This window comes from Lentzea sp. NPDC003310, assembly GCF_040610935.1.
Taxonomy (GTDB): domain Bacteria; phylum Actinomycetota; class Actinomycetes; order Mycobacteriales; family Pseudonocardiaceae; genus Lentzea.
Genome location: NZ_JBEXNC010000003.1, coordinates 167400 through 193278 on the forward strand (window position 1 = coordinate 167400; position 25879 = coordinate 193278).

The following is a 25879-nucleotide window of genomic DNA, read 5'->3' on the forward strand; positions in this document are numbered from 1 at the left end:
GAACGAGATTCGCATTGCACCGTAGCCGGTGCGGCGGCGACGCGGCTAGCGGCTGTCAGCTGAACGTCGCGGCCACCAGTTCGGCCGTCTTGGCGAGCAGCGGTTCGTCCGCGGCACCGGTCGGCTCGTCCTCGCGGGTCGACAGCACGGCGATCACGATCGGCGCGCGGCCGGGCGGGTAGGCGATGCCCACGTCGTTGGTCGTGCCGTAGCTGCCGGTGCCGGTCTTGTCGCCCCAGCCCCACGCGGCCGGCAGCCCGGCGCGGACGCGCTTGCCTCCGGTCGTGTTGGCCAGCAGCCACTTCGTGAGCTGGTCGGAGTCGTTCGAGTTGAGGGCGTGGCCCAGCGTGAGGCGTGCGTAGCTCTGGCCGATGGCGCGTGGCGAGGTCGTGTCGGTGACGCGGCCGGGTTCGGCGGAGTTGAGCTCCGGCTCCCAGCGGTCGAGGCGGGTGACCGGGTCGCCGATGGACCGGCTGAAGCGGCTGATCGCCGTGGGGCCGCCGAGTTCCCTGAGCAGCAGGTTGGCCGCGCAGTTGTCGCTGTAGGTGATGGTCGCCTCGCACAGGGCCGAGACGGTCATGCCGTTCGCGAGGTTCTCCGGCTTGCCGGTGATCGGCCCGTAACCGGACTTGTCCACATCGGACTTCGTGTAGGTGATCACCTTGCCCAGCAACGTCCCGTCGCGGTCCTTGCGCAGGATCGCGGCGGCCGCGATGGTCTTGAAGGTCGAGCACATCGGGAAGAGCTCGTCCGCGCGGTGCAGCACCGTGCGACCGGTGCCGGTGTCCGCGGCGAACACCCCGAGGCGCGCGTTGTGCTGCTTCTCGAGCTGCCGCAGCCTGCCGGTGACCGTCGAGGCCTGTGCCTGGGCCGGAACCGCCACCGCGAGCGCCGCTCCCGCGCCCAATGCCAGCACCGCACGTCGGTTGAAACTCAACGTCCTGTCCCCTCCTCCGGAAACCTCTCCACAGAACAGGACGCACGGGAGATCAACTGGTTGTCACTCGATCCGGCGCCAGCACGCGAGGTACGCGAGCGCGGCGAGCAGCGACCCGGCCGACGCGAACGTGCCCGCGCCCAGGTAGATCACCCACTCGTCGGCGTTCAGCCCTTCGTTGGCCAGCGAGAACCCCCACAGCAAGCCACCCAGCGCGAGGGTCGCCACCGCGACGAGCGACCAGAACACGACCAGGACCACCCGCCCCTTGCGACTCGGCCCGGTGTAGGGCCGGAGCGATCCCTTGCGCTGCAACCACCACGCGGCGAGCGCGGCGATGCCGAGCGCGATGCCGTCGGCGGCGAGGGTGTCGCTGAGGCGGTGCCACTTCGCGGTGAGCGTGTACTGGCCGATCGCGGTCGCCCACGGCAGCACGAAGAACAGCATGACCCCGCGCCACTTCCACGGCACGACGATGATCGCCGCGAACAGCACGGTCATCGCGATCGTCGTGTGTCCACTCGGGAGGCTGTTGTGGGCGTAGTCGCCGGTCACCTCGACGAGCTGAGGCCGCGGCAGGATGAACCGCTTGAGCGCCTGCACCACGACCTGGCCCGCGACGATCACGCCGACCGCCGCGATCGTGAGGTCCCAGCGCTTCCTGAGCACGCCCACGAGGGCGACCACCAGGACGGCCGCGGCCAGCGAGTAGACGGTGATCTGACCGAGCGCCTCCCAGGCGGCGTCGGTCTCGTCGACGTTGTCCTGGTCGGCGCCGCGCAGGGCGGCGTTCTCGATGGTCTGGCCGGCTCTGGTGAGCACCGCGAGGACGTACACGAGCGCCGCGAAGACGAAGCCGGACGCCGCGACCACGGGCCACCGTCGGAGAGTCACGCCTGGGGAGTCTGCCGCCGTTCGGTCCACTCCGCAGGCTGAAGATCAACGGCGTCCCCTACGACGACTCGGTTCCCGAGCGCTGACGCGCGATGCGGTCGAGCACGGCCGTGATCGCGAGGTCCACGGTGTACTCGAACTCGGCCGCGCGGTCGAACTCGGCCAGGTGTGGCGCGGCCTCGGTGACCGCAGGCAGGCCCGAGGCCTCCAGCGCCTGCCTGCGCGCACCGTCGTCGCTGCCGAACGTCGGCGCCGCCGAGACCTCGCGCAGCAGCGTGCCGATGAGCGTGGCGAGGAGCATCCGCAGCAGGTGAACGGCCTGCTCGGGACCGGCGCCGGCGGCGAGCAGAACGCGCAGCACCGCGTCGACCGGGGCGAGCCCCTCCAGTGACGACAGCTGGCGGGTGAGCACGAGTGGCGCGGCACCGGGATGGGCGTTCGCGCCGGTCCGGAACGCGTGCGCGATCGCGTGGAGGTCGTGGCGCGCGTCCCCGCTCGGCTCGGGGAGCGCGAGGCCGCCCAGCAACTGCTCCGCGACGGCGTCGAGCAGACCGTCCTTGCCATCGACGTGGTTGTAGAGGCTCTTCGCGTCGACGCCGAGCGCCCGCGCGACCGAGCGCATGCCCACCGCCGCCACACCCTCCACGTCGATGACCTGCAGCGTCGCCGCGACGATCGACTCGCGGGACAGCAGCGGCGTGCGCGGACGACCTCGGCGCGTTCCAGTCACCCGTCCATTGTGCCTTGCGGATGTCCACACCGTGGGTTTATCGTCGAATAAAACCCACACTGTGGGTATTGGAGGGATGATGCAGTTCCCGTGGGGCACGACCACCGATCTGCCGACGATCGGCACCGAGATCGACACGCTCGCCGGCATCTCCACCGCCGAGGGCGGGCCGGGCGCGCGGCTGCGCGTGGCACGGGAGCGCGGGCTCGCGTTCCGCCGCGAGTTCGCCACCACCGGCACGCCGTCGAGCATCGTCACGCGCGACCTGGTGACGCTGCCGTACCCGACGCGCTTCGGGCTGTTCCGGGCGTCGCGGGCGATCGCGCCGTTCCTGTCGATCACGAACCGCATGCTCGTGATCCGCTGGACCGAGGACGGTCGCGAGCGGATCCTGCTGTTCGAGCCGAGCGACCACGAGTACGGCCGGTACACGCCGTACTTCGAGGACTTGTCCGACCGCACGCCCAGCGTCGTCGAGCGGCGCGTGGTCAAGGTGCACGGCACCGTGCCCGGCCATCTCGACCGGCTCGGCATCGCGCCCGAGGACGTCGACTACCTGATGTTCGACCACCTGCACACGCAGGACCTGCGGCGCTGGATCGGCCCCGCGCCGTACTTCCCGAACGCCAAGGTGATCGTGCAGCGCGACGAGCTGATGGCGCTGGCCGAGCTGCACCCGCTGCAGAAGCCCTGGTACCAGCCCGCGACCTACCGCGACCTGCCGCCGGAGAGGTTCCTGCCGATCGACGGTTCGGTGGTGCTCGGCCCCGGCGTCGCCGTGGTCAAGACGCCCGGCCACGTGTTCGGCAACCAGAGCCTCGTGGTCAACACCTCGACCGGCATCTGGGTGAGCAGCGAGAACGTGATCGCCGCCGAGGCCCTCACGCCGGAGCACTCCCGCCTGCCGGGGCTTGCCGCGTGGTCACGGCGGTGGCAGCAGGAGGTCGTGCTCAACGCGAACACCGTCGAGACCACCGCCGACCAGTACAACTCGATCGTCCTGGAGAAGACGCTCGCCGACCGCAGCCAGGCCGACCCGCGCTTCCTGCAGTTCTTCCCGTCCAGCGAGCTCACCGGAGCCTGGACGAACCCCGGCACCAAGCCCACGTTCCGCCACCACCAGATCGTCCACTGAGGAGCCTCGATGACCTCCCGCTTCGTCCTGCCGCCCGAGGAAGTCCTGCGCGCCCGCGAAAAGCTGGTGCTGGACCACTTCCGCGACGAGGTGGCGCACGACTGGGACGCCACGCTCTCGACGTTCCCGCACCCGCACTACGAGGTCATCGCGCAGATGGTCGTCCACGACGGCGACAGCGCCGTGCGGCAGTACTACACCGACACGCGCGTGGCGTTCCCCGACCAGCACCACGAGCTGATCTCGTTCCGCCACAGCGTCGACGCCGTCATCGTGGAGTTCTGGCTGATCGGCACGCACCTCGGGCCGCTGGGCAAGATCCCGGCGACCGGCGGCACGCACCGCACGCGGATGAACGCGTACTTCATCTTCGACGCCGACGAGAACCTCGTCACCGAGCGGATCTACTTCGACCAGCTGTCGGTGCTGAAGCAGGTCATCAGCGGGATCAACCGGAAGAAGCCGAGCGGGCTGCGGAAGCTGCTGCAGGTGTTGCGCGGGATGCTCGCCATGTCGGGCGGTCAGCCGGACGCGCGGCTGACGCGGACCACTCCTCCTTCCCTCGACGACTAGAACCGGTTCGCGATCAGGTCACGCCTGCTGCGACCATCAGATCCGGATCAGCTTGCGTTCGACGGCGGTCGTGACGGCCGCCGTCCTCGTCTCCACGCCGAGCTTGGTGAAGATCCGCACCAGGTGCGTCTTCACCGTGGCCTGGCTGATGAACAGCTCCTTCGCTATGTCGCGGTTCGCGAGGCCTTTGGCCACGCACTCCAGGATCTGGATCTCGCGCTTGCTGACCTTCGGCGCGGGGTCGCGGACCTGGCCGAGCAGCCGTTGCGCGATGTCCGGGGACAGCACGGTCTGGCCGGTCGACGCCGTGTGCACGGCGGCGGTCAGCTCCTTCGGGTCGCAGCCCTTGAGCAGGTAGCCGATCGCTCCCGCCTCGACCGCGCGCACGATGTCGGCGTCCGAGTCGTAGGTCGTCAGGATCACGACCTGCGGCCCGTTCTCCATCGCCCGGATCCTGCGGGTGGCCTCGACACCGTCGATCCCCTTGCCCAGCTGGAGATCCATCAGCACGACGTCCACCTCGGACGCCTTGGTCAGGGACTCCTCTCCGGTCGCGGCCTCGATCACCTCGAAGTCGCGCGACAGCAGCCCGGCGACCCCGAAGCGGACCACCGGGTGGTCGTCGACCACCAGCACCCTCACGGCGTGGGCACCGTGACGGCCACCGCGGTTCCCTCCCCCGGCGCGCTCTCGACGGACACGGTGCCGCCGAGTTCGGTGATGCGGCCGCGGATGGACGCGAGCCCGTGGCCCCGGCCGGCCCTCGGTCTCACCTCCGCGGGGTCGAAGCCGCAGCCGTCGTCCACCACGTCCATCGACACCGCGTCGCCCAGGTACGACAGGGTGATCGCGACGCGGCCCGCGCCCGAGTGCTCGAAGACGTTGGCCACGGCGCCCTGCGCGACCCGCAGCAACGCCACCTCCGTCTGCACACTCAGCGCGTACGGGTCGCCGGTGATCTCCACGTGCGGGACCAGCCTGTGCAACGCGTCGACCAGCGTGCCGTGGATCGGCGCCAACCCGCGCACGAACCGCCGCGCCTCGCCCAGGTTCTCCCGCGCGACCTCGGCGGCCTTGCGGGTCTCGCCCAGCGACAGCAGCAGGCCGATGCTGGAGAAGCCCTGGGCCAGCGTGTCGTGGATCTCGCGCGCGAGCCGCTGGCGTTCCTCCAGCACACCCGCCTCGTGCAGCAGGCGGGCGCGGTCGAAGAACACCGCGGCCGTCAGCACCGCGACACCGACCGGCCCGAGCACCAGCGACCAGTCGAACACCGCCGCCAACCTGATCTGCGCCAGCACGACGGCCGCCGTGAGCACCGCCGCGATCGGCAGCGCGACACGGGGCCGGAGCTGGCGCAGGCACTGGAAGAACAACGGGATCGCGCACCAGCCGAAGCTCGGCGCGAGCCACACCAGCACCAGCCACACGGCGAGCACCGCCGGCAACGCCCGAGTCCACCGCACGCCGGCGGGATAGAGCACGCCCATCCCGAGCGCGAGGCCGAGCACGACGAGATCGGCACCGTGGTACGTCACGTACCGCGCCGCCGACGCAGTCACCAGCACGTAGAAACCCGCGTGCATCGCCCTGTGCAGCCACACAACGGCGACTGTAGGCGCCCGAAGCACCCCACCGGGTCAACCGATGGGTTGAACCCCTCTTCAACCGTCCCCACCATGGCAAACACCCCCGACCAGAGCACCGTTGCACCCATGGACATCAAGAAGATCGCAGTCGCCACCCTCGTAGTCCTGACCGTGGGCGGCGGCTACGCGGCAGCAGACCAGCGCACCACCACCCGCACCGAGAAGGTGCTGACCATCGACGCGGCCGTCAGGGCCGCCAAGGCCACGCTGGACGCGGCGGAGAAGGAGAACCAGCGCGTCACGGTCGCCGTGGTGGACCGCAGCGGCGACCTGGTGGTGCTCCTCGCGGGCGACGGCGCGGGCCCGCAGACCGAGGAGTCGGCCCGCCGCAAGGCCTTCACCGCGGTGTCGTTCAACGCCCCGACCTCGGAGCTCGCCGGCCGCGTGACGGGCCAGGGCGCGACCCTGCGGGACATCCCGGGCACGCTGTTCCTGGCGGGCGGCGTGCCGGTCGCGGCGGACGGCGCGCCGGTGGCGGGCATCGGGGTGGGCGGGGCGCCGAGCGGCGACCTGGACGAGAAGTATGCGAAGGCGGGCCTCGCCACGCTGCGGTGAACGGGCCGCGCGACACGGTGGTGGCGGGACTCTGCGGTGAGCGGGCCGCGCGTCGCAAGGGTGACGGACTCTGCGGTGAGCGTGCCGCGGGTCCCAGGGGCAGCGGCACGCGGTCTGCGGTGAGCGGGCTGCGCGTCGCGAAGGCACAGCACCCACTCCTGCGGTGAGCGGGCAGCCTCCTCGCGGAGGCAACGGCACGCGGTCTGCGGTCAACAGACCGCGCGTGAAAGAGGCTCCGTCACGCAATGTGCGATGAGCAGGCCGCGTGTACCAGCGGCAGCAACACGCACCCAGCGATGAACGGGCCGCGCGTCGCAGAGGCAGCGTCACGCACCCCTGTTGTCCATGGCCACGTCATCACGCGGCAATCGGGTGCGCGGAAGCGGGGTGCGCGGAAGCGGGGTGCGCGGAAGGCCAGTGACGCGGCAGGCCAGCTGGCACGGCAGGTGGAGTAATGCAGCAGGTGCGGCGCAGCAGGTGCGGTGCAGCCGTCACCGGCGCCGGTCGGTCGTCCCCCACCCAGGCGGCGCGATCCGATCCGTCGCCTCCGGGTCGACGGCGTGCCGAGCCACGTGCCGCCCCGGCTGCGGCTTCTTCCCCATCAGCATCAACACGACGGCCACGATCAACCCGACCGTCGCCAGCCCGGCGGCCACCGCGCGGGCGGCCGGGTGTTCGAGGATCAACGTGCACACGGTCAGGGCCAGCACGAGGGCCGCGATCGGGCCGATGACGGCGATGTCCGAGCGTTCCTCAGGCTCCTGAGCAGGTGCGGGAGGGGCGGGGACCGGCTCGGCCGGCGCGTACACCTCGATGGTCTCGAAGTTCCCGCGCGGCTGTTCGTAGGGCGGGGGCCGTAAGCCGGGAGGGACCGTCACCCAGCCATGCTGCCCGAGGATGGCGCGTCGCCGCAAACCTCGCAATCCGGTCTGCTACGTGTTCCCATGTAACGCTGGGGTCTAGGAGGTTCGCAAATGTGCCGGTGGCTCGCGTATTCCGGTTCGCCGGTTCTGCTGGAGGAGCTGCTGTACGCGCCGGAGAACTCGCTCGTCATGCAGTCGAAGCACGCGCGGCTCGGTGCGACGGCGGTGAACGGGGACGGGTTCGGGATCGGCTGGTACGGCAACGCGAGCACGCCCGGGCTGTTCCTGAGCACGGAGCCCGCGTGGAACGACCGCAACCTGCGGGAGCTGTCCGCGCAGATCACCGTGGACCGGGTGTTCGCGCACGTGCGAGCGTCCACGGGCGGGGCGGTGCAGCGGTCCAACTGCCACCCGTTCCGGTACAAGCACTGGTTGTGGATGCACAACGGGCTCATCGCGAAGTTCCCGCTGGTGCGGCGGGAGCTGATGCTCGCGATCGACCCCGAGCTGTTCCCACTGATCGAGGGGTCGACGGACTCGGAGGTCATGTTCTACCTCGCGGTCAGCTTCGGGTTGGAGCAGGACCCGCCGGCCGGGGTGGCACGCATGGTCGAGTTCGTCGAGGACGTCGGCCGGCGGGCCGGGGTCGAGTACCCGGTCCAGATGACGGTCGCGGTCACGGACGGGTCGACGACGTGGGCCTTCCGGTACTCGAGCCGGGGGAAGTCGCGGACGTTGTTCCACAGCACCGACGTGTCGACGTTGCGCCGGCAATACCCGGACAACCCGGCGCTGCACGACCTGGCGGACGACTCGCGGCTCGTCGTGTCCGAGCCGCTGGGCGACCTGGTCGGGGCGTGGCAGGAGGTGCCGGAGTCGACGTGCGTGGTGGTCAGGACCGGGGTCGAGGAGGAGTTGCTGCCCTTCAAGCCGTGAAACGTCAGGGAACCGTCAGGCGCATCGCCGCTACCGTCTGAGGCCGCCGCCACGCGACCCCACGGAGAGGTTCCCCATGCTCACCACGGCAGCGGCAGCGCTCATCGCCCTCTCGTCCCCGGCACCCGCCGCAGAGCCAACCGAGGCGGCGCCGTTCCTCGAGGTCGTCACCGTCAACGGGTCGGGCTGCCCGGCCGGGGACGCCGACGTCGCGACGAACGGCCGGGAGTTCACGATCGGCTACCACGTGTTCCTCGCGCGGGCGGGTGGTGGCTCGTCGCCGCTGGAGCAGCGCAAGAACTGCCAGGTGAGCGTCCGCGTGACGCCGCCGGAGGGGTACACCTACGGGCTGGCGCGCACGACGTACGAGGGTTACGCGCACCTGCAGGACGGTGCGACCGGGCTCGGCCGGGTCAGCACCTACCTCCAGGGCACCTCGCCCACCGCGTCCGTGAGCCGGGCCTTCACCGGGCCGTCGAGCGGCGAGTGGCAGCTGCGGTACCGGCCCGACGCCGCGGACGTGCAGTGGGTGCCGTGCGGCGAGCGGCGCGACATCAACGTCAACGCGGAGGTCCGGGTCGCGCTCGGCGCCGCAGACCCCGACCGGCTCAGCTTCGCGATCGTGGAGTCGAGCCGGGGCGTCGTGTGGACCAGGCGTTGCTGACGACGAGCAGGACGGCCGGGCCAGTACCTCCACGTCGTCGAGAACGCCCGCTGGTCGATGAGCGAGTACGACCACCGGTGGATGTACCTGCAGGACTACCGGCAGCAGACCTGGATCCCCGCCGACCGCCGGGGCACCTGGCTCTACCGGCACGACGCGGTGGGCGACCGGCAGTACCTGAACGGGTCGCCGGCGGACCTCTCCCCCGCCGAACTGACCTCGCACCTCCCTGAAGTAGGGCCAGGTCATCGGCACCACGTCGGTGACCACGAAGGTCGTGTCGGGTCTCGGCCTCAACTCCTGAGGCTCACCGCGCCCGGTACAGCACCACCCAGACCTCACCGGGCCGTTCGGTCGCGCCGGGGAACCACCTCGGCGCGATCGCCGCGGACAGCTCGTCCACGCGGTCGAGCAGCGTGCTGACCGCGGGTTCGCCGACGACGACCACGGCGGACCAGTCGGTGAGCGCGAGCAGGAAGTCCTCGGTGACGCCGAACTTGCGCTCCAGCACGGCGAACAGCTCGTGCGCGGTGTCCGGCCCGGCGTCGACCTCGCTGACGTCGGGCACCTCGGCCTCGGCGACCGGCGCGCGGCGCACTTCCTCGCGCTGCTCGGACCACACGTGCTTGCTCAGCGAGTAGATGCTCGACGTCAGGTCGTCGGCCTGGTTCTCGTCGAGGACCAGCGTGATCGCGCGTCCGTCGGTGAGCGTGAACGTCAGCGCCGCCTCCGGCACCGCGCCCGATCCCGGCATCGCGTGCACGGAGCCGGCGACCTCGGAGGTCAGCACGTGGTCCGCGCGGGTCAGGGCGCCCATCCGGAACGACGGCAGGTTCGCCGCCATGTCCACGACGAGCCGGGCGGCGGTGAAGAACGCCTCCTTGTCGCGGAACTCCATGCGGCTGCTCGTGATCGTGCGGCCGATGCCCACGGGCTCGACGTAGGCGTCGACCGTGCCCGTGCCGTCCCAGCAGGCGCGGACGGTGATGCCGTTGGCCAAGCGCTTGCGGTAGGTCTCCTGGTCCTCGTGGCGGGTCAGCTCCCAGCCAGCGACCTCGTGGTCGGACAACGGTGTTCCTCTCGGCGTGGATGCCGAACGGTGCCACAGATCTCCGTGCCACGGGGCCGTTTCGGTGCGGGAGCCCGCGAGCTCCCGCACCGGTCACGTCACTCGACCAGCTTGCCGGCCGTGTCGACCTCGCGCATCAACGCCGCGATCTCGTCCCCCACCGCGGGGATCTCCTCGCGGACCACCTGGCCGGGGCCCGCCCAGACGAGGTTCACCTGCTGCGCGGGATCGGTGTCCGGGAAGTCGGACCTGTTGTGGCAGCCGCGGGTCTCGCGGCGTTCGAGGGCGCACTCCAGGGTGGCGCGGGCCGCGAGCGCGGACGACCTGAGGTCGAAGGCGTGGGCGAGGTCCTGGAACCCGGCGAGGTCCGGGTGCACGCCGACCTGGCGGATGCGGCCCTCCAGCTCGTCGAGCTCGGCGAGTCCCTTGCGCAGCCCGGCCTCGTCGCGGACGACCCCCGCGTGCTCGGTCATGGTGTTGCGCAGGGCGCGTTGCAGGGCGCGGACGTTCTCCGGCCCGTCGGCGGCCAGCAGTTCGTCCACTTCGGACCGCGCCTCGGCGAGTGCGGCGTGCGAACGTCGTTGCGCGGTCAGGGAAGCCGAGTACCCGGCCGCCGCTTCGCCGACGATCCGGCCGTAGACGAGCAGCTCGATGAGCGAGTTGCCGCCGAGCCGGTTGGCGCCGTGCAGACCGCTGGAGGCCTCGCCGATCGCGTACAGGCCGTCGACGCCCGTCGAGTGGTCGTCCGGCGCCACCCAGACGCCGCCCATCGAGTAGTGCGCGGTCGGCGCGATCTCGATCGGCTGCTGGGTGATGTCCTTCATCTGCAGCTCCAGCAGGGTCTGGTAGACCCGGGGCAGGCGCTGCATGATCTGCTCGCGCGGTAGGTGCGAGACGTCGAGCCACACGCCGCCGTTCGGGGTGCCGCGGCCCTCCTTGATCTCGGTGTACGCGGCGAGCGCCACCCTGTCGCGAGTGGACAGTTCCATGCGCTGGGGGTCGTAGCGGGCCATGAACCGCTCGCCCGCGGCGTTGGTGAGGACTCCGCCCTCGCCGCGTGCGGCCTCGGACACCAGCGTGCCGGCCGCGTTCTCCGGTTCGAGCAGGCCGGACGGGTGGAACTGGACGAGCTCGGGGTCGCGGATCCGGCCACCGGCGAGCACGGCGAGGCGGAACGAGTCGCCGGTATTCTCGTCGCGGCGGCTCGACGTGCGGCGCCAGATGCGGGTGTGCCCGCCCGCCGCGAGGATCACGGCGTCCGCGTGGAAGACGTATCGCTTGCCGGTGTTTAGGTCGAACCCGTAGGCGCCGAACACCACGTTGTCCTGCACCAGGATCCGCGTGATGTAACAGGTGTCGTGGATGGGGATGTCCAGCTGCGTGGCCCGGTTCACGAGCGTGCGCTGGATCTCCAGGCCGGTGTAGTCGCCGGCGAACGACGTGCGGCGGAACGTGTGCGCGCCGAAGAACCGCTGCGAGATGCGCCCGTCCTGCTCGCGCGCGAACGGCATTCCCCACCGTTCGAGGTCTTCGATGCCCCGCGGCGCCTGTTCGGCCACGACCCGCACGATCTCGGGGTTCGCGAGGAGGTAGCTCTCCTTGATGGTGTCCGCCGCGTGCTGCTGCCACGTGTCGGACGGGTCCATGGTCGCCAGCGCGGCGTTGATGCCGCCGGCGGCGAGTGCGGTGTGCGCGTCGGCCTTGGGGCGCTTGCCGACGACCAGGACGTCGACGCCTCTCTCGGCGAGCTCGATGGCGGCGCGCAGTCCCGCGCCACCGCTGCCGATCACCAAAACCGATGTGGCTAGCTGATGTTCAGTCATCACGGCCTCCGTTGCCCGTCTCTTCCATTAAGTAGGACCGGGCAGCGCGCACGCTTGTGACTGTTAGCTGCGTGACAGTGCGTTCGTGGCCACATAAGTAGACTCCGTGGCGTGTTCGTGAAGCTGTGTGGTCTGCGCACCGAGTCCGATGTCGCCGTGGCCGTCGAGACGGGGGCCGACGCCGTCGGGTTCGTACTCACCGCCAGCCCGCGGCAGATCGACGTCGACCTGGCGGCACGCCTCGTCGCCGAGGTGCCGGCGGACGTCCTCACCGTCGCCGTCGTGCGCGGGATTCCGGCCGCCGAAGCGGGCGAGATGGCGCTGAAGACCGGCGTGCGCGCGTTGCAGCTGCACGGCGACTACCCGCAGGAAGCCTTCGACGAACTGGCCGAGCTGCCGTTCGGACTGGTGCGGGCGACGGCGCTCGGACCGGACACGGACGTGCGCACCGGCGCGTTCGGCGAGGAACTGCTGCTGATCGACTCGCCCGTGGCCGGGTCGGGCGAGCAGTGGGACATCACGCGGCTCGCCGAGAACCCGCCGACCGGCACGTGGGTGCTGGCGGGCGGGTTGTCACCGGAGACGGTGGCCGGGGCGATCAGCGTCGCGCGGCCGTGGGGCGTGGACGTGTCGAGCGGCATCGAGTCGAGCCGCGGCGTGAAGGACCACGGCCGGATGCGCGCGTTCGTGGCCGCCGCCCGGGCCTAAGCGGCCTGGTAGCCCGGCACGTCCTCGACCCGGTAGTAGACCGGCAGCCCGCGTTCCTCGGCGATCCGCACGTCCTCGTCCGCGCCGGTCGACTCGCCGGGCAGCCTCAGCACGGCCTCGCAGTGCCGCAGCAGGCGTTCCGCCGTCGGGTACATGATCTCGGACGCGATCGGGTCCGCCGGCGAGCTGCCGCCCGCGCCGCGCAGCACCGGCAGCGCCACCCACTCGCCGATCATCGGCACGTGCCCGCTGCGGAAGAGCGGCCACGCGGCCTCCTCCAGGCGTTCGAGGTTGCGCGCCATCAGTGCGGGGTCGTCCCCGGTGCCGGAGCGGTAGGGGCCGGCGATCAGAATCAGCATGCTCCCGACCATAATGTGCAAGACTCGGCAAAAACAAGGAGAAACGTGCATGCTGGCTGCCCAACGCCGTGAACTGCTGCTCGAACGGCTGCGCACCGACGGCCGGATCGTCGCCAAGGACCTCGCCGCCGAGGTCGGCCTTTCCGAGGACACGATCCGGCGGGACCTGCGTGATCTCGCGGCGGCAGGTCTCTGCCAACGCGTCTATGGCGGCGCACTGCCCGTATCCCCCGCCATCGCCGACTACGCGACACGACAGGGCGTGCAGGTCGATGGCAAGCAACGGGTCGCACGGGCAGCGGCGTCCCTGATCGAGCCTGGGAGCACCGTGATCCTCGACGGCGGTACGACCACTCTCGCCGTCGTGCGCGCGCTACCGCTCGAACTGCACGCCACGGTCGTCACGCACAGTCCGACGATCGCGAGCGCGTTGGAAGAGCATCGGGGCGTGGAGGTCTACGTGATCGGCGGGAGGCTCTTCAAGCACTCGATGGTCGCGTGCGGCGCCGCCGCCGTGGAGGCCGCACGGGGCGTGCACGCCGATGTCTTCTTCCTCGGCGTCACGGGCGTGCATCCCGAAGCAGGACTCACGACCGGTGACGCGGACGAGGCCGCGATGAAGCGCGCGCTCGCTCATCAGGCCGCAGACACCTACGTGCTGGCCAGCTCCGAGAAGATCGGTACGGCGTCGAGGTTCTCCGTGCTGCCGTTCGCCGATGTCGCCGGCGTGATCACCGACGCGGACAACGACGTCGTGCGCGCGTTGGAGGTACCCGTCATCCAGGCTTGAGGTCAGAGCACGACCTGGAGGAAACCCTTGGGAGAGCCGTACTTGATGCCGCACTGAGTCAGCGCGAGCACGCCGTGGCCCTCGGTGTCGCCCTCGAAGTAGCGGGGGTTGACGGACAGTTCCTCGGCCACGTCGGTGGCGTAGATGTCGTCGAGGTCGTCGTTCTCGTCGCTGAGGTCGTGCGGCAGGCACCAGCCGTCCTCGACGTCGAGCTCGCCGATCTGCTCCTCCTCCTTGAACGCGTCGTAGTACCGGACGATCTCGCCACCTCGTGCGACGCACCACGCCGTCCAGCCGTCACCGCAGCTCTCGCCGTAGTAGTGCGCCTCGCCGAAGACCGCGCTCAGCACCGCGCAGATCTCCGTCACCGACCGGGTTCCGTGCTCGAACGGCTCGCCGAACACGAGCGTCCAGCCGTCCCACGCGCCCGTGACGTAGACCCTGGCGCACCGCACGTGCTCCTCGTCCTTGGTCCACGCGTGGTGGTCGTTGTTCCAGGCCTGCGCGCCGAGAACCTTCGTGACCGGCACGGGGTCCTGCAGCCCGCAGACGGCCAGCACGGCCGCCTGGTCCTCGGTCCTGATCGCGTACCAGCCACCGCACAGGTGCATCTCGTCGATGCTGTACCGGTCGTCTTCGAGCTTGGAGCGGATGAACCGGTCAACGACCCTGCGGTCCTCCGGCGTGAACGCGTCCGGGCCGCCCGCCTCGGCGATGCCCACCAACGCGCCCCGGCGCAGCGCGCCCTTGGCCGTGCGGCGGGTCTCCTGCAGCAGCGGCAGCACGTCCGGCCCCATGGTCCCGAACGCCCACAACGCTTCCCGTTGCGCGTAGTGGTCCTCGTCGGCGAGCAACGGCAGCAGGTCCTCGGCGTACCGGAGCGCCTTCTCGTTGCGGAACATGGCCGCGGCCGCCCTGCGGATGCCGTGGTGCGGATGGCGCAGGAGGGCCACGTACGTCTCGTCGTCCGCGTTCACCAGGGAGAACACCCGGTGCCCCTGCCGCAGGACCTGGCCGTCCTCCGAGGTGGTCAGGACGTCCACGAGACCGTCGAACGTCGTGATCCCCTGCTCGCGCACGAAGTCCTCGACCTCGGTCCGCCACAGTTCGTGGTCGATGCGGTCGATCAGCGCCCGGAAGTCCATGGCGCGGCAGGCTACCGGTGGTCCCAAGTGGACTCGGCGTTCGACCGGATGGCCGAGACCTTGACTCGTGGCGGCCTACCGGCCACGCTGCGAACGTGACGAGCCTGGCTGAGGAGCACGTCAAACCGGCGGTGCGCTGGAGCATCGGCCACGCCCTGCCGCGGGCCGTGCTGCGTCTCGCCGCCCGCCGCGGCGACCTGCAGGGCCGCATCACGGTCGAGGCCTCCACCTGCGCCGACCTCACCGGCCTGTTCGACGAGATCCGCGCGCGGGGACCGCTGGCCGCCACCCGCATCGGCCACACCACGACGCGGCACGAGGTCGTCAAGGCGGTCCTGTCCGACGACGCGTTCGTGACGGCACGTCCCCGCTTCGGCGCCGGTGTGCTCGGGAAACTGGCCGCGTGGTCGGCCACCGAGACCATGCACCCGGTCCAGCCGCCCTCGCTGCTCGCCGTCGAACCGCCGGCGCACACCCGCTACCGCAAGCTCGTCACCCGCGTGTTCACCGCCCGCGCCGTCGAACAGCTGCGCGTGCGCACCCAGCAGATCGCCGACGACCTGCTCGACGCCCTCGACCCGGCCGACCCGGTCGACCTGATCGAGACCTACTGCGGGCTGCTGCCGGTCACGGTGATCAGCGAGATCCTCGGCGTGCCGCCAGAGGAGCGCGAGACCGTGCTCGCCCTGGGCACGGCCGCCGCGCCGAGCCTCGACCTGGGCCTGTCGTGGCGGGTGTTCCGCAACGTCGAGTCGACGCTCGACACGTTCGACGCCTGGCTCTCCCGCCATCTCGACGCGCTGCGCCGCGATCCCGGCGACAACCTGCTCAGCCGCCTGATCACCGCCCGCGAGGACGGAGTCGGCCTCACCGAGCGCGAGCTCAAGGCCACCGCGGGCCTGGTGCTGGCCGCCGGGTTCGAGACGACCGTCAACCTGCTGGGCAACGGAATCTCGTTGCTCACCAGGCATCCCGAGCAGCTCGCCGCGGTGCGCGCCCGGCCTGAGCTGTGGTCCAACGCCGTCGACGAGGTGCTGCGCCACGACCCGCCGGTGCTGCTGACCGGTCGCCTGTGCGCGCGGGACACGACGGTCGCCGGTGTGCCCGTGCGCCGCGGTCAGCTCGTCACGACCGTGCTCGCCGGGGCGAACCGCGACCCGTCCGTGTTCGAGGACCCGCACGTGTTCGACGTGAGCAGGGCCAACGCGCGCGACCACGTGTCGTTCGGCGCGGGCCGCCACTACTGCCTCGGCGCCCAGCTCGCGCGGATGGAGGGCGAGATCGGCCTGCGCACGATCTTCGAGCGCTTCCCCGGCCTCGCGCCGCTGCCCGGCGCGCGCCGGCGGCCGACACGCATCCTGCGCGGCTTCGAACGCCTGCCCGCGAGCCTCACTACGATCGTTCCGTGACAGGTGACCACCGTGCCTACGACGTCGCGGTCTCGTTCGCCGGAGCGCAGCGGGACGAGGTCGAGCCCCTCGTCAGGGCGTGCCAGCAGCTCGGCGTGAAGGTGTTCTACGACAAGGACAAGACGGTCGAGTTCTGGGGCTCCTACCTCCACTACGACATGCGGGACATCTACGGAGGAGCGCAGGCCCGGTACTTCATGCCGTTCCTGTCCCGGGAGTACCTGGCGAGCCCGTGGCCGATGGACGAGTTCCACGCGGCCGCGCTGCACGCGTTGGAGATCATGGGCGGCGGCTACATCCTGCCGATCATGGTCGGCGACGTGCAGGTGCCGTCCCGGCTGCTCAGCCGCGCGATCGGTTACCTGAAGCTCGAGAACTACACGACCGACGAGCTCGCCGGGATCGTCGCCCGGAAGGTGAGCCGGTGAGCACCGACTCGGCCGGGCGCATCCTCGACGCCGTGCTCACCCTGCTGTCCCGGCACGGCATCGGCGGCGTCAGCATGCGCGCCGTGGCACGGGAGGCGGGCGTCGCGCTCGGTCTCGTCAACTACCACTACACCGACAAGACCGGCCTGATCAGCGCCGCGCTGCTGCGCATCGAAGAGCAGGACGTCGCGCTCGTCGAACCCGACCCCGCGCTGCCCGCAGGCGAACGGCTGCGGGTGGCGCTGCGGCGCGTGGCCGATCCGGAGTTCCTCACGACCGAGTACCTGTCGCTGCGGCTGCAGCTGTGGTCGCTGGCGCAGGCAGGCGAGGAGTTCGAGCGCATCAACACCGCGGCCCAGGCCCGCTACCGCGCCGGCCTGGCCCGGCTGATCCGCGCGGCCCGGCCGGAGCTGTCCCGGCACGAGTGCGCGAAGCGGGCCGCCGACGTCGACGTGGTGCAGAACGGCATGTGGCTCACCGCGCTGCTCGGCCTCGACCGCGCGTCCCTGCGCCGTGCCGTCAAGCTGTGCGAGGACATCGCCCTCTCTTGAACGACCGTTCAAACAGCTCTACCTTGGGACGCATGAGGGTCACGGCGGACGACGTCGATCGCATCGCTACCGGCTACCACCCCGATCCCGCGCGCTCGCTGTCGTTGCGCGCCGAGGCGTACGTCGAACCGCAGTGGTCCGCCTTCGAACAACGGGCCGTTTTCGCCCGCACGTGGCAATGGCTCTGCCACGTCCGCGACCTGGCCGAGCCCGGCAGCTACCTCGCCTCGACGGTGGCGGGCATGCCGATCGCCGTGGTGCGGGACCGTTCCGGCGTGCTGCGCGGCTTCTACAACGTGTGCAAGCACCGCGCACACGAACTGCTGAGCGGCTCGGGCGTCACACGCAACATCGTTTGCCCGTACCACGCCTGGACGTACGACCTGGACGGCAGCTTGAAGGCAGCCCGCCGAGCCGACCGCATGGAGACCTTCGACAAGTCCGCCGTGTGCCTGGACCAGGTGCGCGTGGAGGAGTTCGGCGGCTTCGTCTACGTCAACCTCGATCCCACCGCTCGCCCGTTGGCCTCTCAGGCACCAGACCTGGCCGCGGACATCGACCTCTGGGCACCGGACGTCGCCACCCTGACGCACGCCCGGCGCCTCACGTACACGATCGACTCCAACTGGAAGAACGTCGTCGACAACTTCCTGGAGTGCTACCACTGCCACATCGCACACCCGGAGTTCGTCGACCTCGTCGACATGGGCACGTACGACGTGCAGACGCACGGCATCTGGTCGAGCCACTTCGCCGAAGCGGGCAAGCAGGCCAACAGCGCGTACGACGTGTCCGGCGCGACGGTCAACCAGCACGCCGTGTGGTGGCTGTGGCCCAACACGTGCCTGCTGCGCTACCCCGGCCGGGCGAACTTCATGGTGTTGCAGATCCTCCCGGACGGTCCGGAACGCACGCGCGAGACGTGGGACTTCTACTTCGAGACAGCCGAGATGAGTGCCGCCGAGGTGGACGGTGTGCGGTACATCGACGAGGTGTTGCAGCAGCAGGACATCGGGATCGTGGAGAGCGTGCAGCGCGGGATGCGGACGCCGGCGTTCGAGCAGGGGCGGATCGTGTACGACCCGGCGGGGACCGGGTTGTCGGAGCACGGTGTGCACCACTTCCACGGGCTCCTGCTGGAGGCGTACCGGGCCGCGGTCACGCCGGCCTGAGGGGATTTTGCGCGGTCGGCCTCCGTCATCGGTGCGTCTGCTCGATGTGCTCGACGACCTTGCGCCACAACGCGTCGAAGAACTGGTCGGCCGTCAGCAGCGCGTCGCCCGTGCCGTGCAGGCCGTCGGCGAACTTCAGCCTGCCCTCCTGGTGCTGCTCGTCCCACTCCGCCGTGGCCCAGCCGTTCATCCCCCTGCCCTGGAACGAGGGCCAGCCGATGCCCACCGCCAGCTGGTCCTGACCGAAGGAGTCGTCGAACCAGACCTTCAAGCCGTACACGGACCGGCCCCCGGTCTCCACCCGGACGTCGACCTCGCGGTCCGCGGTCCGCACGCGGCAGAGGTACCCGTACTGCCCCAACAGCGGCGCCTGTTCCTGGAACCGCCTGCCGACAAGGGAAAGCGCGGCCTCCAACGTCTCGTACGGGCTGTAGCCGCCCGGCGCGATCCGCGGCAGCAGGACGCCCGGCTCCGGGGGCGGCGCGGGCTGAGTGGTGCGGACGCGTTCGAAGGTGATCTTCGCCAGCTCCTCGACGGACCAGTCCTCCGCGCGCAGGTGGGCGGTCGCCGAGCTCAGCAGCTCCTCGGGCACCCTGACGTCCCCCACCATGATCGGCAGGATGTAGGCGTCCTCGCGCAGCTCGATCGACCAGGTGAGCGCGGCGTTGTACTCGTCCATCGGGTACGGGCCGCCGAGGTAGTCGCGCGAGAAGAAGGGCACCACGTATCTCGCGATGCCCTGCCCGTAGATCTTGCGGAACTCGGTGATGAAGTTGCGTCCCCACATTCGGGCCGAGACGTTCCTGTCGTAGAAGACGCTCAGGCCGAGAGCCTCGCAGGCCCGCACGTAATTCTCCGCCAGTTCCCGCTGCGCGCCGGAGAACGACACGGCGACGTCATAGGTTTCGTTATCGGGCATCAGGACCTCGTCGACCTTCCGAGTGAACAACGACCGGGCCACCAAGCATTCCACACCTCTGACACCAGAACCCGCCTGCCTCGCTAAGCCGTGACCAGGTCGTCAGCGCGGAATTCGGACTGATCGAGAATACGTCTCCGACCTGCTGAAACAAGTTCGGAGAGCAGGGATCCATGCGTCCGGACCAGCGGTTTTCTCGATCGGTGGCCAGTCCGCGCGTCCAGCGCGGGGGTGACCCGACAAAGACTGGACAGATTCACGACAACGTCGGGACCGGGTCCGCCGACCGGTAACAGCCGCACTTCCGCTCCGATGTCCAGTGCACGTTCGACAGTTCACTTCGAAATCGTCGGAGATATTCGGCGATCAATGCGCTCAAGCCGTTGTCGGCGGCTGCCTTGAACACAGGAGGAAGCAATGACCGTAATGCTCACCAAGGGTGGCAACGTCTCGCTCACGAAGCAGGCCCCCGGCCTCACCGCGGTCCTCGTCGGGCTCGGCTGGGACGCGCGGTCGACCAGCGGCACGGACTTCGACCTCGACGCCAGCGCGCTGATGTGCGACGCCTCGGGCAAGGTCATGTCCGACGGCCACTTCGTCTTCTTCAACAACCTCAAGAGCCCGGAGGGCTCGGTCGAGCACACCGGCGACAACCTGACCGGCGAGGGCGACGGCGACGACGAGTCGCTGAAGGTCGACCTCGCGGGCGTGCCGGCCGAGTGCGACAAGATCGTGTTCGCGGTGTCCATCCACGACGCGGAGGCGAGATCGCAGTCGTTCGGCCAGGTGCGCAACGCGTTCATCCGCGTGGTCAACCAGGACGGTGGCGCGGAGATCACCCGGTACGACCTGAGCGAGGACGCGTCGACCGAGACCGCGATGCTCTTCGGCGAGCTGTACCGGGCGGGTGGCGAGTGGAAGTTCCGCGCGGTCGGGCAGGGCTACGCCGCCGGGCTCTCCGGCATCGCCCGCGACTACGGCGTGAACGTGGCCTGACGGTCCGTTCCGGTCCCGCGCACGCAGCCGGTGGGCCGGGCCTCCCGCCCGGCCCACCCTCGTCCCGACGGAGAAACCCATGTGGCTCAGGACGTTCGGCGGCTCGCTCGCCGTCACCGCCGTCGGACTCGTCGGCGCCTACCTCTACGCCGGTCCGGCGGGCCTCGCCCTCGCCGCGATCCTCGGCGTGCTCGAACTGACGCTCTCGTTCGACAACGCCGTCGTGAACGCGACGGTGCTCAAGACGATGAACGCGTTCTGGCAGAAGCTATTCCTCACGGTCGGCATCCTCATCGCCGTCTTCGGCATGCGCCTGGCGTTCCCGTTGCTCGTCGTCGGGGTGACCGCCGGACTCTCTCCCGGTTCGGCGATCTCGCTCGCGATGGAGGGCGGCGACCAGCACACGCCCGGCACCTACGCCCATATCCTGCACGACGCGCACCCCGCCATCGCCGCGTTCGGCGGCATCTTCCTGCTGACGTTGTTCTGCGACTTCGTCTTCGAACGGCGTGAGATCACCTGGATGAGCTGGGTGGAACGGCCGCTCGCCCGCGTCGGGCAGCTCGAGCAGCTCTCGGTCGCGGTGTCGCTGCTCGTGATCGGCGTGGCGGCACTGGAGTTCGCGCCGGAGGGCAAGTCCACGACGGTCGTGGTGTCCGGGGTCTTCGGACTGCTGACCTACGTGCTCGTCAAGGCGCTGAGCTCGCGGTTCGACCCGGAGCGGCACGGTGGCGACTCGCTGAAGGTCAAGGTGGGCAAGGCCGCGTTCATGTCCTTCCTGTACCTGGAGGTCCTCGACGCGACGTTCAGCTTCGACGGCGTCGTGGGGGCCTTCGCGATCACGTCCGACCCGATCATCATCGCGATCGGCCTCGGCCTGATCGGCGCGATGTTCGTGCGGTCGCTGACCGTCTTCCTCGTCCGCCAGCGGACCCTGGAGGAGTACGTGTACCTGGAGCACGGCGCGCACTGGGCGATCGGCGCGCTCGCCGTCCTCCTGCTGGGCACCATCAGGTTCGAGATCCCCGAACTGGTGACCGGTCTCATCGGGATCAGCTTCATCCTGCTCGCGTTCGTCTCCTCGGTCGTCCGCAACCGCAGGGTCTCCGCGGCCGGCCGTTCCCTGGAAACCGCCAGAACCTGAGGTGTGCCATGGCAATCGACTACACGAAGCGCCCCGCGGGAGGGTCCACCGGCACCGTCCTGCTCACCAAGTCCAAGCCGAGCGTCTCGCTGCACAAGCAGTCCACGGGCGTCCTGCGCGTCAACCTGAACTGGAACGCCCGGCCGGCGCCGAAGGGCGCGGGTGGGCTCCTGCGCCAGTGGCTCGCCCCGTCCGGCATCGACCTCGACCTCGGCTGCCTCTACGAGTTCACCGACGGGTCCAAGGGTGTCGTGCAGGCGCTCGGGAACTCGTTCAGCGCCAGCCCGGAAGGCTTGCGGGACAAGGTGATCCGGCTCGACGGCGACGACCGCTCCGGCTCGGGCACCGCCGGCGAGAACCTCTACGTGGACCTCGCCCACGCCGCCCGGATCCGGCGCGTCGTCGTGTTCGCCTTCATCTACGAGGGCGTGCCGAACTGGGCCGCCGCCGACGGCGTCGTGACCCTGCACCCGGCGACCGGGCCCACGATCGAGGTGCGGCTCGACGAACCCCGTGACAACGCGCGGATGTGTGCGATCGCCCTGATCGAGCAGTCGGGCGCGGGAGAGCTCACCGTGCGCCGCGAGGTCCGCTACCTCGACGGCGGGCAGCAGCGCCTCGACCAGGAGTACGGCTGGGGTCTGCGCTGGACGGCAGGCCGCAAGTAGCGAACCCACCCATGAAAGGCGGTACGGCATGACCATCACGTTGACCAAGGGCCAGAAGGTGTCGCTGCGCAAGCAGGACGGCGGCACGCTCACGAACGTCCGCATGGGCCTCGGCTGGGACGCGGTGAAGAAGAGAGGCCTCTTCGGCCTGCGCGACCAGAGCATCGACCTCGACGCCTCGGCCCTGCTCTTCAACGCGGCCGGCAAGCTCGTCGACCAGATCTGGTTCCAGCAGCTCAGGAGCAGGGACGGGGCCGTCGTGCACACGGGCGACAACCTGACCGGCGCCGGAGACGGCGACGACGAGTCGATCCGGGTCGACCTCGCGCGCGTGCCCGCCGAGGTGACGACGCTCGTGTTCACCGTGAACTCCTTCACGGGCCAGGACTTCTCGCAGATCGAGAACGCGTTCTGCCGCCTGGTGGACGAGGCGGGAGGGGGTGCCGAGGTCGCCAAGTACACGCTGTCGGGCTCCGGCCGGCACAACGCCCAGATCATGGCGAAGGTGACGAGAGAGGGGTCGGGGTGGTCGATGACCGCTCTCGGCATCCCCGCCTCGGGACGCACCTTCCGCGACCTGCTGCCCGCGATCGCGGGTGTGCTCTGAGCCGGCGGGTGGGGCCGGGACGCCGGTGCCCACCCGCTGATCCGATCGAGTGACCTCGTAACGGATCCGGGACGATCTCCGAACAGGAGTACGCGAAACGAGGGCACAGGAAGGAAAAGTGGACACGGCGCCGGGAATCTGACGAACTTCTGTCAGGTTTTCGCCTGGCCCGTGTCGTGCGTCCGCGGGCAAGGTGGTGGGACGACGAGCGGAGGCACCGAACGATGACCGCAGCACGACCGCGGATCTTCCTGAGCTACACGTGGGCAGACGAGACGGCTGTCGACGTCGTCGAGGCAGGCCTGGAGGCTCGTGGGATCGACGTGGTCAGGGATCGCGACATCCACGTGTTCGACCCGATCACCGAGAACCTCCGCCGGGAGCTCGACCGGTCGCACCTGCTGGTGGCCTTCTACTCGCGCCGCTACCCCACCCGTTACGCGTGTCAGTGGGAGTTCACCAGGGCGTTCCTCTCGGCGCTGCACCACCACGAGGACCCGACGGACCGGATCGTCGTGGTCAACCCGGAGGGCGACGACCGGCACATCGCGCCGATCGAGTTCACCGACGCCGTCTACCTGCCGTGGCGGCACGACTCCGATGTGGACGTACTGGCGAAAGCCGTGCTGGAGAAGGTGAACCGGCTCGCCGGGCCGATGGGCGGGGTGCCGGACTCGTCGGGGCGCGAGTTCCACGAACGGCTTCGGCACCCGCGGCGGTTCGTCGGCGGGTATCGCGCGTTGTGGGACGTGCACAGCGCGTTGCAGGGCGACGGCCGCTTCGCGTCGCAGGCGCCGAAGTCGCACTCGGTGGTGTTGGTCAAGGCGCCGCCCGGTATGGGGAAGACCGCGCTGGCCGAGCAGTACGGGTTCCTGTTCCGGGACGCCTTTCCCGGCGGGCAGGAGTGGACGGGCCTCGGGGACGTCGTCGGGGACGTGCGGGCGCACTGGGCGGCCGAGCTGAACCGGGTGGCGCGCACGCGGTTCGGGATCGGGTTGACCGGGCTCGACCTGCGGCAGGCCCGCGCCACGCTGGGAGAGCGGATCACCGCCGCCGGGCAGGACGTGCTGTGGGTGGTCGACGACGTGCCCGCCGGACTGGACAACGATGTGCTCGACGAGCTGGTGGTGCCGTCGCCGTTCGTCAGGACCGTGCTCACCAGTCGTACCGGGACACCGGACTGGCCGGTTCGGACGGTGGCGCTCGACGGGTTCACGCCGGTCGAGGCGGAGGAGTTGTTCAGGGCGCAGTGGCCCGACCTCGACGATGACGAACGCTCCGCGGTCGCGGATCTCGTCCGCCGGTCGCACGGCCACCCGCTGATCATCACCGCCGCCGTCCGGTCGTTGCGCGGCGGGCAGGGAACCGGTGCGCTGCAGCAGTTCCCCGAGGACACCGGGTCGGTGGTCGACGTGCTGCGGCCGATCGTCGAGGCGCGTCAGCGGCACGCGCGGGCGGTGCTCGGGTTCGCGTCGTTGCTCGCCAGGGCGCCGTTCGGCGGCGACCTGCTGGTGGAGGGGTTGTCGCCGTTGCTGGGTGAGCGGACGCCCGTGCTGGTCGCCGAGGCGCTCGACGAGCTCGACGCGCACTGCCTGCTGCACCGCGTCCACCACGGCGAGGGCACGCGCCGGCAGCTGTGGCAGTTGCACGCGCTGGTGGCCGACGTGGCCGGGGTGGACCTCGACCACTCGCTGGACGCGTTGGCACAGCAGGCTTCGGCGGTCGTGCTGTCGGCGTTGAAGACGAAGTCGACGGACATGTGCGCGCACGCCGTGAAGATCGCGGAACACCCGGCGGTGCCCGCGAGCCGCCGGCTCGAGCTGCTCAGGGCGGTCGCGGAGGTCTACGAGGAGCACGGGGACCTCCTCGCCGCACGTGCCGCGCGCCGTGCGGCCGTGGGTGCCGGTGGGGAACGGCCGCTCGCGCGGGACGTGCTCGCGGCGGCGCGGATCGCCGTGGAAACCGGGGAAACGCAAGAAGTTCTGCGGCTCACCGAGGGGTTGCTGGAGGGATCGGACGGCCACACCGAGTACCGCGCGCGGTTCCTGGCCGCCTGCGCGCACGGCCTGGACGGGGACATCGCCCAGGCCGACGAGGTCTTCCACGAGCACGAACTGGTGGGGCAGTTCGGTTTCGCGCCCGTGTGGATGCCGGAGGAGGAACGCGACAAGACCGTGCTGATGCGGATGGCGGCGCTGCGCCGCCGCGGCCGGTACAAGGAGGCGTTCGAGGGGATCACGGGACTGTGGTCGTCGTTGCGCGCCGAGCACCCGACGGGCACGCACGCCGGTCCGTGGCCACGCGTCGCGATCGAGGCGGCGAGGCTGCAGCTGTTGTCCGGCAGGGTGATCGAGTCGCGCGCGACGGCCGACCAGGTCATCCGCGTGCTCGGGGAGGCCGGGCTGCCCCGTCACCACCTCGCCCGCGAGGCCGTCGCCGTCGAGGCCGAGGGCGAGCTCGTCCTCGCGTGGTCGGAGCGGCGGGCGCGGACGCGGGAGTGGGAGCTCGCCACGAAGAAGGTGGCACGGGCACTGGCGGAGTCCGTGGAGTGGTACGGCCCGGACAACCCGCTGACGCTCGACCTCCAGGTCCTGCACGGGCTGACGCTGCACAACAACTCCCGCCCAGGCGACGCTCTGAAGGTCCTCACCGACGCCGAGAAGCGCATCCACGCCTCGCTCGGGCCGCGGCACCCGCTGGCGTTGCGCGCGCGGCTCTACACCGGCCTGGCGACCGCGAACAAGGGCGACTGGGCGGGGGCGAGGAAGATCTACGAGGACCTGCTGCCCCGGCACGCCGAGGCGCTGGGCCGCCGACATCCCGAGGCCCAGCTGACCCGGTTCCAGCTCGGCGTCTGCCTGCTGAAGGCGCACGAGCTGGACCTGGCCCGCGAGCTGATCGACGAGGCGGCACCCGTGCTGGTCGCGCAGCACGGCGCCTGGCAGCAGTGGGCGTCGATGGCACGGGTCGCGCAGGGGCTGCTCCGGCTGCCAGGGCCGTTGCTGCGCCTCGCGAGCACGATCGAGAGCCTGACCCGCAAGACCGGCGGCTAGCTCCCCGTTCGAGAGAACGACAGCTGAACACGGGTTTCACGGTTTCCAACCGGTTTGCACAACAGGAAACCGGTTCCTCCCGGCACCGGGTGGATCACACCATCG

At 70.3% G+C, this 25879-nt stretch carries 27 protein-coding genes; 16 read left to right on the plus strand and 11 right to left on the minus strand.

Going from position 1 to position 25879, the window contains the following annotated elements:
- Positions 1-55: 55 nt before the first annotated feature.
- The 3 genes from bla to ABZX02_RS06090 form a co-directional block, all read right to left on the minus strand.
- Positions 56-937 carry a class A beta-lactamase gene (gene bla / locus ABZX02_RS06080; protein WP_355295306.1) on the minus strand — a complete coding sequence of 294 codons (882 nt, stop codon included), beginning with the start codon at positions 935-937 and terminating at the stop codon, positions 56-58.
- Positions 938-1000: 63 nt separating this feature from the next.
- Positions 1001-1831, minus strand: a complete 831-nt coding sequence (locus tag ABZX02_RS06085; protein WP_355295308.1) for a phosphatase PAP2 family protein — start codon at positions 1829-1831, stop codon at positions 1001-1003.
- 58 nt (positions 1832-1889) lie between these two features.
- Positions 1890-2561 carry a TetR family transcriptional regulator gene (locus ABZX02_RS06090; RefSeq protein ID WP_355295310.1) on the minus strand — a complete coding sequence of 224 codons (672 nt, stop codon included), beginning with the start codon at positions 2559-2561 and terminating at the stop codon, positions 1890-1892.
- Between the two features lie 79 nt (positions 2562-2640).
- On the opposite strand from ABZX02_RS06090, the gene ABZX02_RS06095 reads away from it, so the two are divergent.
- Both ABZX02_RS06095 and ABZX02_RS06100 read left to right on the plus strand, forming a co-directional pair.
- Positions 2641-3696 (plus strand): hypothetical protein, encoded by a 1056-nt coding sequence (locus tag ABZX02_RS06095; protein ID WP_355295312.1) that lies wholly within the window; start codon positions 2641-2643, stop codon positions 3694-3696.
- Positions 3697-3705: 9 nt separating this feature from the next.
- Positions 3706-4269, plus strand: coding sequence for an ester cyclase (locus ABZX02_RS06100; RefSeq protein WP_355295314.1), 564 nt, complete (start codon positions 3706-3708; stop codon positions 4267-4269).
- Positions 4270-4305: 36 nt separating this feature from the next.
- On the opposite strand, the gene ABZX02_RS06105 is transcribed toward ABZX02_RS06100, so the two are convergent.
- Together ABZX02_RS06105 and ABZX02_RS06110 are read right to left on the minus strand one after the other, a co-directional pair.
- Positions 4306-4911 (minus strand): response regulator transcription factor, encoded by a 606-nt coding sequence (locus ABZX02_RS06105; RefSeq protein WP_355295316.1) that lies wholly within the window; start codon positions 4909-4911, stop codon positions 4306-4308.
- Positions 4908-5870, minus strand: coding sequence for a sensor histidine kinase (locus tag ABZX02_RS06110; RefSeq protein WP_355295318.1), 963 nt, complete (start codon positions 5868-5870; stop codon positions 4908-4910). The genes ABZX02_RS06105 and ABZX02_RS06110 overlap by 4 nt, the downstream gene beginning before the upstream one ends.
- 111 nt (positions 5871-5981) lie before the next feature.
- Here ABZX02_RS06110 and ABZX02_RS06115 point away from each other — a divergent pair, with 111 nt between their 5' ends.
- Entirely contained in the window at positions 5982-6470 is a 489-nt protein-coding gene (locus ABZX02_RS06115; RefSeq protein WP_355295320.1) for a heme-binding protein, read from the plus strand.
- A 491-nt stretch (positions 6471-6961) separates the two neighbouring features.
- On the opposite strand, the gene ABZX02_RS06120 is transcribed toward ABZX02_RS06115, so the two are convergent.
- Positions 6962-7348 (minus strand): hypothetical protein, encoded by a 387-nt coding sequence (locus tag ABZX02_RS06120; RefSeq protein ID WP_355295322.1) that lies wholly within the window; start codon positions 7346-7348, stop codon positions 6962-6964.
- Positions 7349-7444: 96 nt separating this feature from the next.
- Between ABZX02_RS06120 and ABZX02_RS06125 the strand changes: the two genes are divergently transcribed.
- Positions 7445-8269, plus strand: a complete 825-nt coding sequence (locus tag ABZX02_RS06125) for a class II glutamine amidotransferase (RefSeq protein ID WP_355295324.1) — start codon at positions 7445-7447, stop codon at positions 8267-8269.
- Between the two features lie 76 nt (positions 8270-8345).
- Positions 8346-8933, plus strand: a complete 588-nt coding sequence (locus ABZX02_RS06130) for a DUF4360 domain-containing protein (protein WP_355295326.1) — start codon at positions 8346-8348, stop codon at positions 8931-8933.
- 307 nt (positions 8934-9240) lie between these two features.
- On the opposite strand, the gene ABZX02_RS06135 is transcribed toward ABZX02_RS06130, so the two are convergent.
- Both ABZX02_RS06135 and ABZX02_RS06140 read right to left on the minus strand, forming a co-directional pair.
- Entirely contained in the window at positions 9241-10002 is a 762-nt protein-coding gene (locus ABZX02_RS06135; protein ID WP_355295328.1) for a hypothetical protein, read from the minus strand.
- A 98-nt stretch (positions 10003-10100) separates the two neighbouring features.
- Complete coding sequence (locus ABZX02_RS06140; protein WP_355295330.1) at positions 10101-11825, minus strand: FAD-dependent oxidoreductase; 1725 nt, start codon at positions 11823-11825, stop codon at positions 10101-10103.
- Positions 11826-11936: 111 nt separating this feature from the next.
- On the opposite strand from ABZX02_RS06140, the gene ABZX02_RS06145 reads away from it, so the two are divergent.
- A complete protein-coding gene (locus tag ABZX02_RS06145; RefSeq protein ID WP_355295332.1) occupies positions 11937-12533 on the plus strand; it encodes a phosphoribosylanthranilate isomerase in 597 nt (198 codons plus the stop codon).
- Here ABZX02_RS06145 and ABZX02_RS06150 read toward each other — a convergent pair.
- Positions 12530-12892 (minus strand): DUF4406 domain-containing protein, encoded by a 363-nt coding sequence (locus ABZX02_RS06150; RefSeq protein WP_355295334.1) that lies wholly within the window; start codon positions 12890-12892, stop codon positions 12530-12532. The genes ABZX02_RS06145 and ABZX02_RS06150 overlap by 4 nt on opposite strands.
- Before the next feature lie 49 nt (positions 12893-12941).
- Between ABZX02_RS06150 and ABZX02_RS06155 the strand changes: the two genes are divergently transcribed.
- A complete protein-coding gene (locus ABZX02_RS06155) occupies positions 12942-13682 on the plus strand; it encodes a DeoR/GlpR family DNA-binding transcription regulator (RefSeq protein WP_355295336.1) in 741 nt (246 codons plus the stop codon).
- Positions 13683-13684: 2 nt separating this feature from the next.
- Here ABZX02_RS06155 and ABZX02_RS06160 read toward each other — a convergent pair whose 3' ends face one another.
- Positions 13685-14827, minus strand: a complete 1143-nt coding sequence (locus ABZX02_RS06160) for a HEAT repeat domain-containing protein (RefSeq protein ID WP_355295338.1) — start codon at positions 14825-14827, stop codon at positions 13685-13687.
- A gap of 95 nt (positions 14828-14922) precedes the next feature.
- On the opposite strand from ABZX02_RS06160, the gene ABZX02_RS06165 reads away from it, so the two are divergent.
- Genes ABZX02_RS06165 through ABZX02_RS06180 form a run of 4 tightly spaced genes read left to right on the plus strand, consistent with a single transcriptional unit; the run spans position 14923 to position 18387 of the window.
- Positions 14923-16236 (plus strand): cytochrome P450, encoded by a 1314-nt coding sequence (locus ABZX02_RS06165; RefSeq protein WP_355295340.1) that lies wholly within the window; start codon positions 14923-14925, stop codon positions 16234-16236.
- A complete protein-coding gene (locus tag ABZX02_RS06170) occupies positions 16233-16664 on the plus strand; it encodes a toll/interleukin-1 receptor domain-containing protein (RefSeq protein WP_355295342.1) in 432 nt (143 codons plus the stop codon). Before ABZX02_RS06165 ends, ABZX02_RS06170 begins: the two co-directional genes overlap by 4 nt.
- The gene (locus ABZX02_RS06175; RefSeq protein ID WP_355295344.1) at positions 16661-17215 is read left to right on the plus strand and encodes a TetR/AcrR family transcriptional regulator; all 555 of its coding nucleotides are present in this window, start codon (positions 16661-16663) and stop codon (positions 17213-17215) included. Before ABZX02_RS06170 ends, ABZX02_RS06175 begins: the two co-directional genes overlap by 4 nt.
- Before the next feature lie 32 nt (positions 17216-17247).
- Positions 17248-18387, plus strand: a complete 1140-nt coding sequence (locus tag ABZX02_RS06180) for a ring-hydroxylating oxygenase subunit alpha (protein WP_355295345.1) — start codon at positions 17248-17250, stop codon at positions 18385-18387.
- Positions 18388-18412: 25 nt separating this feature from the next.
- Here the strand turns inward: ABZX02_RS06180 and ABZX02_RS06185 are convergent, their stop codons facing one another.
- Positions 18413-19306, minus strand: a complete 894-nt coding sequence (locus ABZX02_RS06185; protein ID WP_355295346.1) for a toll/interleukin-1 receptor domain-containing protein — start codon at positions 19304-19306, stop codon at positions 18413-18415.
- Between the two features lie 417 nt (positions 19307-19723).
- Here ABZX02_RS06185 and ABZX02_RS06190 point away from each other — a divergent pair, with 417 nt between their 5' ends.
- The 5 genes from ABZX02_RS06190 (at position 19724) to ABZX02_RS06210 (ending at position 25774) form a co-directional block, all read left to right on the plus strand.
- Positions 19724-20302 carry a TerD family protein gene (locus ABZX02_RS06190; protein WP_355295348.1) on the plus strand — a complete coding sequence of 193 codons (579 nt, stop codon included), beginning with the start codon at positions 19724-19726 and terminating at the stop codon, positions 20300-20302.
- A gap of 79 nt (positions 20303-20381) precedes the next feature.
- Complete coding sequence (locus ABZX02_RS06195; protein ID WP_355295349.1) at positions 20382-21446, plus strand: DUF475 domain-containing protein; 1065 nt, start codon at positions 20382-20384, stop codon at positions 21444-21446.
- Between the two features lie 8 nt (positions 21447-21454).
- A complete protein-coding gene (locus ABZX02_RS06200) occupies positions 21455-22114 on the plus strand; it encodes a tellurium resistance protein (protein WP_355295351.1) in 660 nt (219 codons plus the stop codon).
- 28 nt (positions 22115-22142) lie between these two features.
- Positions 22143-22721: a TerD family protein gene (locus tag ABZX02_RS06205; protein ID WP_355295353.1), complete on the plus strand. Its 579-nt coding sequence runs from the start codon at positions 22143-22145 to the stop codon at positions 22719-22721.
- A 224-nt stretch (positions 22722-22945) separates the two neighbouring features.
- Positions 22946-25774: a toll/interleukin-1 receptor domain-containing protein gene (locus ABZX02_RS06210; RefSeq protein WP_355295355.1), complete on the plus strand. Its 2829-nt coding sequence runs from the start codon at positions 22946-22948 to the stop codon at positions 25772-25774.
- Positions 25775-25879 lie beyond the last annotated feature (105 nt).

Bases quoted from the DNA above. Each gene is read 5' to 3' on its own strand.
- ABZX02_RS06095 (WP_355295312.1), top strand. From the start codon at position 2,641: ATGCAGTTCCCGTGGGGCACGACCACCGATCTGCCGACGATCGGCACC.
- ABZX02_RS06100 (WP_355295314.1), top strand. From the start codon at position 3,706: ATGACCTCCCGCTTCGTCCTGCCGCCCGAGGAAGTCCTGCGCGCCCGC.
- ABZX02_RS06115 (WP_355295320.1), top strand. From the start codon at position 5,982: ATGGACATCAAGAAGATCGCAGTCGCCACCCTCGTAGTCCTGACCGTG.
- ABZX02_RS06125 (WP_355295324.1), top strand. From the start codon at position 7,445: ATGTGCCGGTGGCTCGCGTATTCCGGTTCGCCGGTTCTGCTGGAGGAG.
- ABZX02_RS06130 (WP_355295326.1), top strand. From the start codon at position 8,346: ATGCTCACCACGGCAGCGGCAGCGCTCATCGCCCTCTCGTCCCCGGCA.
- ABZX02_RS06140 (WP_355295330.1), bottom strand. From the start codon at position 11,825: ATGACTGAACATCAGCTAGCCACATCGGTTTTGGTGATCGGCAGCGGT.
- ABZX02_RS06150 (WP_355295334.1), bottom strand. From the start codon at position 12,892: ATGCTGATTCTGATCGCCGGCCCCTACCGCTCCGGCACCGGGGACGAC.
- ABZX02_RS06155 (WP_355295336.1), top strand. From the start codon at position 12,942: ATGCTGGCTGCCCAACGCCGTGAACTGCTGCTCGAACGGCTGCGCACC.
- ABZX02_RS06160 (WP_355295338.1), bottom strand. From the start codon at position 14,827: ATGGACTTCCGGGCGCTGATCGACCGCATCGACCACGAACTGTGGCGG.
- ABZX02_RS06180 (WP_355295345.1), top strand. From the start codon at position 17,248: ATGAGGGTCACGGCGGACGACGTCGATCGCATCGCTACCGGCTACCAC.
- ABZX02_RS06185 (WP_355295346.1), bottom strand. From the start codon at position 19,306: ATGCCCGATAACGAAACCTATGACGTCGCCGTGTCGTTCTCCGGCGCG.
- ABZX02_RS06190 (WP_355295348.1), top strand. From the start codon at position 19,724: ATGACCGTAATGCTCACCAAGGGTGGCAACGTCTCGCTCACGAAGCAG.
- ABZX02_RS06195 (WP_355295349.1), top strand. From the start codon at position 20,382: ATGTGGCTCAGGACGTTCGGCGGCTCGCTCGCCGTCACCGCCGTCGGA.
- ABZX02_RS06200 (WP_355295351.1), top strand. From the start codon at position 21,455: ATGGCAATCGACTACACGAAGCGCCCCGCGGGAGGGTCCACCGGCACC.
- ABZX02_RS06205 (WP_355295353.1), top strand. From the start codon at position 22,143: ATGACCATCACGTTGACCAAGGGCCAGAAGGTGTCGCTGCGCAAGCAG.
- ABZX02_RS06210 (WP_355295355.1), top strand. From the start codon at position 22,946: ATGACCGCAGCACGACCGCGGATCTTCCTGAGCTACACGTGGGCAGAC.